This is a genomic window from Stenotrophomonas sp. 2YAF22, assembly GCF_052114665.1.
Taxonomy (GTDB): domain Bacteria; phylum Pseudomonadota; class Gammaproteobacteria; order Xanthomonadales; family Xanthomonadaceae; genus Stenotrophomonas; species Stenotrophomonas indicatrix.
Map to the genome: position 1 here is coordinate 1 of NZ_JBFRFE010000393.1, position 4,087 is coordinate 4,087.

The window sequence follows — 4,087 nt, forward strand, 5'->3', positions numbered from 1 at the left end:
CGGTGCGGCGGCGGTGGCATCACTGCCGGTTGCACCCTGCGAGGCGGTAGCCGGTGCCGGCGCGGCCGCAGCAGGTACGGGGGCGTCGGCTGCGACGCTCGCTGCAGGCGCATCCGCAACAGCAGCGTTGTCGACCGTAGTGGTGTTCGTCGCCGGCACCACGGTGTCGGCGGTCGGCGCGTCGCTGCGCGCCGGCTTGCCGGCACAGGCGCTGAGCGCGGCGGCCAGGAGGATCAGAGGGAAAACGCGCACGACGTTCATGTCAGCTCGCAGCAGAAGTAGCGTTGAAGTCCAGGTCGGGCGACAGCCGGTAGGCCGCGCTCAGCTCGTTGTAGCCGGCGGGGGCGCCGGAGATTGTCAGCGGATGGCCGCCCTGGCGCGCGCGTGCGGCCAACTCGGCCAACAACGCCAGGCCGGCGCTGTCCACGCGCTCGACCTCCGCCAGTTCCAGCCGCGACAGCTGCGCAGGCAGGGCCTGCAGTTGCGGCCACAGCGCGATCACCGCTGCACGGTCGAGCACCCCGCGCAGGCGCAGGGTGTCACCTTCCAGCAGCGCCAGCGCCTTATTTGCCATTGCCGGCCGGCCCAGCCTGCATGCTGCCGCTGCGCAGTTCGGTGGCCACCTGCTTGATGCCCTTCTGTCGCAGCGGGGCATCGAACTGGTTGCGGAAGGTCTGCACGTAGGAGATGCCTTCGATGTTCACGTCGAAGATCTTCCACTGGCCGCCTTCGTTGCGCATCCAGTACTCCACCGGCGTCGGCTCGCTGCCGGCACGCACCAGCTCGGTGCTCACGCGCACGCCGCGGTTGCCCGGCAGCGGGCTTTCGCCCTTCAGGCGGAAGCTCGGCTTGCCCTGGATGTTGAGCAGGGTCGAGCCATAGCGCTGCATCAGGTTGTCGGCCATCGCATTGGCGAACAGCTTGATGTCAGCGTCCGCAGCGCCGCGTGCGTGCGTGCCCAGCACCAGGCGCGCGGCATAGTCGCGGTCGAAGGTGCGGTTGAGCTCGCTGTCGATATAGCTGCGCAGGCTGGCCGGGTTGCCGCTGAATTCGGCACGGCGCTGCTGCAGGGTGGTGAGGATGCGGGTGCTGGCGTCGATCACCACCTTGCCGGCCTGGCCCTGGGGGGCCGCAGCAGCGGGGGCGGCGGCCTGCGCCTGGGCTAGGAACGGGGTGGCCAGCAGCAGCGACGAGGCGAGCAGGGCCGGGATCAGTTTCATCTTCATGGTTGCGGTTCCGTTGCAGGCGCCTGCGCGCCATCGTTGGGCTTCGGAGCAGCGCCGCCACCGGCGCCGCCACTGAACATGTATTTGCCGACCAGCTGGATCAGGTCCACGGCCGGCTGGGTGAAGACGATCTCTTCGCCGGGCTTCAGCACGTCCGGATCGCCGCCGGGCTGCAGACCGATATAGCTCTCGCCAAGCAAACCACTGGTGAAGATGCCCGCCGAGGTATCGGCCGGCAGATCCTTGACCTTGCTGTCCATGCGCAGGGTCACGATCGATTCGAACTTCACCGGGTCCAGATCGATCGCTGCGACCTGGCCGACGGTGACACCACCGATCTTCACCGGCGCCTGCTTGCGCAGCTGGCCGACCTGGGAGAAGCGTGCCTTGAGTTCATAGCCTTCGCCACCCCAGCTCCAGCGCTGGTTGGTCGAGGCGACGGCCAGCACCATCAGCGAGGCCAGGGCCAGCAGCAGGAAGGCGCCGACGGAGAATTCGAGTCTGGGACCGCGGATGGCCATGTGGATTACCTGATCAGTCGTGGTGGCCGCGCGCCGATGCGCACCGCCGATGGAGGGGTTAGGTGAACAACATTGCCGACAGTACGAAGTTGAACATCAGCACCAGCAACGAGGCGTTGACCACCGCACGGGTGGTGGCGACGGACGTGCCTTCGATGGTCGGTTCGGCGTGGAAACCGACATAGGCGGCCACCAGGGCCGCGGTACCACCGAAGATCGCCGACTTCAGCATCGCCACGCCGAAGTCGTCCCAGAAGTCCACGCTGCCACGCAGCGCCGACCAGAACACGCCGTTGTCCAGGCCAAGCACGTGCACGGCTTCGAAGTAGCTGGCACTGATCGCCAGCGAACAGAAGATGCCGGTCAGCAGCGGCACGGTCAGTACCGCCGCCCAGAAGCGCGGCGCCACGGCCTTGGCCACCGGGTCGATGGCCATCAGTTCCAGCGCCTTGATCTGGTCGGTGGCGCGCATCAGGCCCAGCTCGGCGGCGATCGAACTGCCGGCGCGGCCGATGAACAACAACGCGGTCAGCACCGGTGCCAGTTCGCGGTACAGCGACAGGCCGAGCAGGGTGGACAGCGCGTCGGCTGCACCGAAGGTGGTCAGCGTGCGGTAGCCCTGCAGGGTCAGCACCAGGCCGACGAAGGCGCCGCCCACGGCGATGATCGGCAGCGAGCGCGCACCGATCTTGTAGATCTCGCGGGTCAGCTCGGCCAGGAAATCACGGGTCGGCAGCGAACCGCGCAGCACGGTCAGCGAGAACAGGCCGGCACGACCCAGCGAGCGGGTGGCTTGCACGAACGGCATCAGGCAACCCTCGCGCGCGGTGCGGCATCAAACGGGATGGGACCATCGGGCTGGCCATGCAGGAACTGCTGCAGCAGCGGGTCCTGGCTGGACTGCAGCGCCTCCGGCGTGCCCTGGAACACGATGCCGCCATTGGCGATCGCGATTACCTGGTCGCAGATCGGCAGGGTCTCGTGCACGTGGTGGCTGACGATGATGCTGGTCAGGCCCAGGCTGTGGTTGAGGCGCTGGATCAGGCTCATGATCACCCCCGAGGCGATCGGGTCCAGCCCGGTCAGCGGCTCGTCGTAGATCATCAGCGGCGGGTCCAGGGCCAACGCGCGGGCCAGTGCCACGCGCCGGGCCATGCCACCGGACAGCTCACGCGGCCAGGCATCGGCGGCGGCCAGCAGGCCGACCGAATGCAGCTTCATCTGCACCAGCCGGCGCAGCACCGGTGCCGGCAGGCGGGTGTGGGTGCGCAACGGCAGGGCAACGTTCTCGGCCACGGTCAGGTCGGTCAGCAGGCCATTGCCCTGCAGCAGTACGCCGACGCTCTTGCGCATCTCCAGAAGCTCGGCGGTGCGCTGCGGGATGGGTTTGCCGAACAGGGTGACGTCACCTGCAACCGGACGCAGTTCGCCGGTCAGCGCCGCCAGCAGGGTCGACTTGCCGCTGCCGGACGGACCGAGCACCGCGGTGATGCTGCCTTTGAGCACCTGCAGCGAAACGTCGCGCAGGATCGTGCGCCCGCTCCGGTCGATGCGGACGTTGGATAACTGCACCAGACTGGGAGTGGAAGCCGACATGGGCACCCTTAACGTTTTTTCGACATTGAAGCATCGGGTCAGACTGCTGAACATAAGCAGACTGGACGGTGCAGTATTGTTGCACGGTCGGACCGTCGCCAGACCGGGACAATTCCGAAAACGACCGGAACAATCCGTCGCGATCACCGTACCCCGGGATTGAATACGGGCGGGTGTGCTGCACACTGTGCACGATGAGTGACCCGGGCAGCGACTTCCGCCTCTACCATTCCAATTCGCTGGACGTGCTGGCTGCCCTGCTGGCGCGCAACGTGCGTGTGCCGGTGCCGGGACAGCCGCTGCTGGCGCCGGAGGTGGTGCTGATCCCGCAGGTGGCGATGCGGCGCTGGCTGCAGGCGACACTGGCTGCCGAGTATGGCGTGGCCGCCAACCTGGAATTCCTGACCCCCGGTGAGTTCGTCGCCCGTGCGTTGAACGCCAATGTCGAGGGCGAAGCCGACGACCTGGACGCGGCCGCCCTGCACTGGCGCCTGTACCAGGCCCTGCGCGATCCGCAGCTGCTGGCGCAGCCACCGATGCGCGCGCTGCAGTCCTATCTTGCCGGGGGCGACGCGCTCAAACCCTGGGCCCTGGCCGGCGAACTGGCCTCGGTGTTCGAGAAGTACCAGGCCTGGCGCCGCGACTGGCTGCTGCGCTGGGAAGCCGGCGCCGACGCGGCCGATCCGCAGGCCATCCTGTGGCGCAGCATCGCCGCCGGCCATGGTTACCGCGCGCGCCGCATCC

Annotated in this window: 6 protein-coding genes and 1 pseudogene; 1 reads left to right on the forward strand and 6 read right to left on the reverse strand. The window is 67.9% G+C overall.

Annotated features, from left to right (window positions below; all coding sequences use genetic code 11):
- The 6 genes and pseudogenes from AB4Y84_RS15145 to AB4Y84_RS15170 all read right to left on the reverse strand — a co-directional run.
- A pseudogene (locus AB4Y84_RS15145) lies at positions 1–261 on the reverse strand (MlaA family lipoprotein); the annotation flags it as partial.
- A gap of 1 nt (position 262) precedes the next feature.
- Positions 263–574, reverse strand: a complete 312-nt coding sequence (locus AB4Y84_RS15150) for an STAS domain-containing protein (protein WP_025875628.1) — start codon at positions 572–574, stop codon at positions 263–265.
- Positions 564–1,226 (reverse strand): MlaC/ttg2D family ABC transporter substrate-binding protein, encoded by a 663-nt coding sequence (locus AB4Y84_RS15155; protein WP_025875629.1) that lies wholly within the window; start codon positions 1,224–1,226, stop codon positions 564–566. Before AB4Y84_RS15155 ends, AB4Y84_RS15150 begins: the two co-directional genes overlap by 11 nt.
- A complete protein-coding gene (gene mlaD, locus AB4Y84_RS15160; RefSeq protein WP_006404090.1) occupies positions 1,223–1,747 on the reverse strand; it encodes an outer membrane lipid asymmetry maintenance protein MlaD in 525 nt (174 codons plus the stop codon). The genes AB4Y84_RS15155 and mlaD overlap by 4 nt, the downstream gene beginning before the upstream one ends.
- Before the next feature lie 58 nt (positions 1,748–1,805).
- Entirely contained in the window at positions 1,806–2,555 is a 750-nt protein-coding gene (locus AB4Y84_RS15165) for an MlaE family lipid ABC transporter permease subunit (RefSeq protein ID WP_006404088.1), read from the reverse strand.
- Positions 2,555–3,343, reverse strand: a complete 789-nt coding sequence (locus tag AB4Y84_RS15170) for an ABC transporter ATP-binding protein (protein ID WP_442244246.1) — start codon at positions 3,341–3,343, stop codon at positions 2,555–2,557. The genes AB4Y84_RS15165 and AB4Y84_RS15170 overlap by 1 nt, the downstream gene beginning before the upstream one ends.
- 194 nt (positions 3,344–3,537) lie before the next feature.
- On the opposite strand from AB4Y84_RS15170, the gene AB4Y84_RS15175 reads away from it, so the two are divergent.
- The coding region (locus AB4Y84_RS15175; protein ID WP_442250374.1) for an exodeoxyribonuclease V subunit gamma at positions 3,538–4,087 on the forward strand (550 nt) is incomplete at its 3' end.

Excerpts from the sequence above, each read along its gene's own strand:
- AB4Y84_RS15150 (WP_025875628.1), bottom strand. The coding sequence starts at position 574 with ATGGCAAATAAGGCGCTGGCGCTGCTGGAAGGTGACACCCTGCGCCTG.
- AB4Y84_RS15155 (WP_025875629.1), bottom strand. The coding sequence starts at position 1,226 with ATGAAGATGAAACTGATCCCGGCCCTGCTCGCCTCGTCGCTGCTGCTG.
- mlaD (WP_006404090.1), bottom strand. The coding sequence starts at position 1,747 with ATGGCCATCCGCGGTCCCAGACTCGAATTCTCCGTCGGCGCCTTCCTG.
- AB4Y84_RS15165 (WP_006404088.1), bottom strand. The coding sequence starts at position 2,555 with ATGCCGTTCGTGCAAGCCACCCGCTCGCTGGGTCGTGCCGGCCTGTTC.
- AB4Y84_RS15170 (WP_442244246.1), bottom strand. The coding sequence starts at position 3,343 with ATGTCGGCTTCCACTCCCAGTCTGGTGCAGTTATCCAACGTCCGCATC.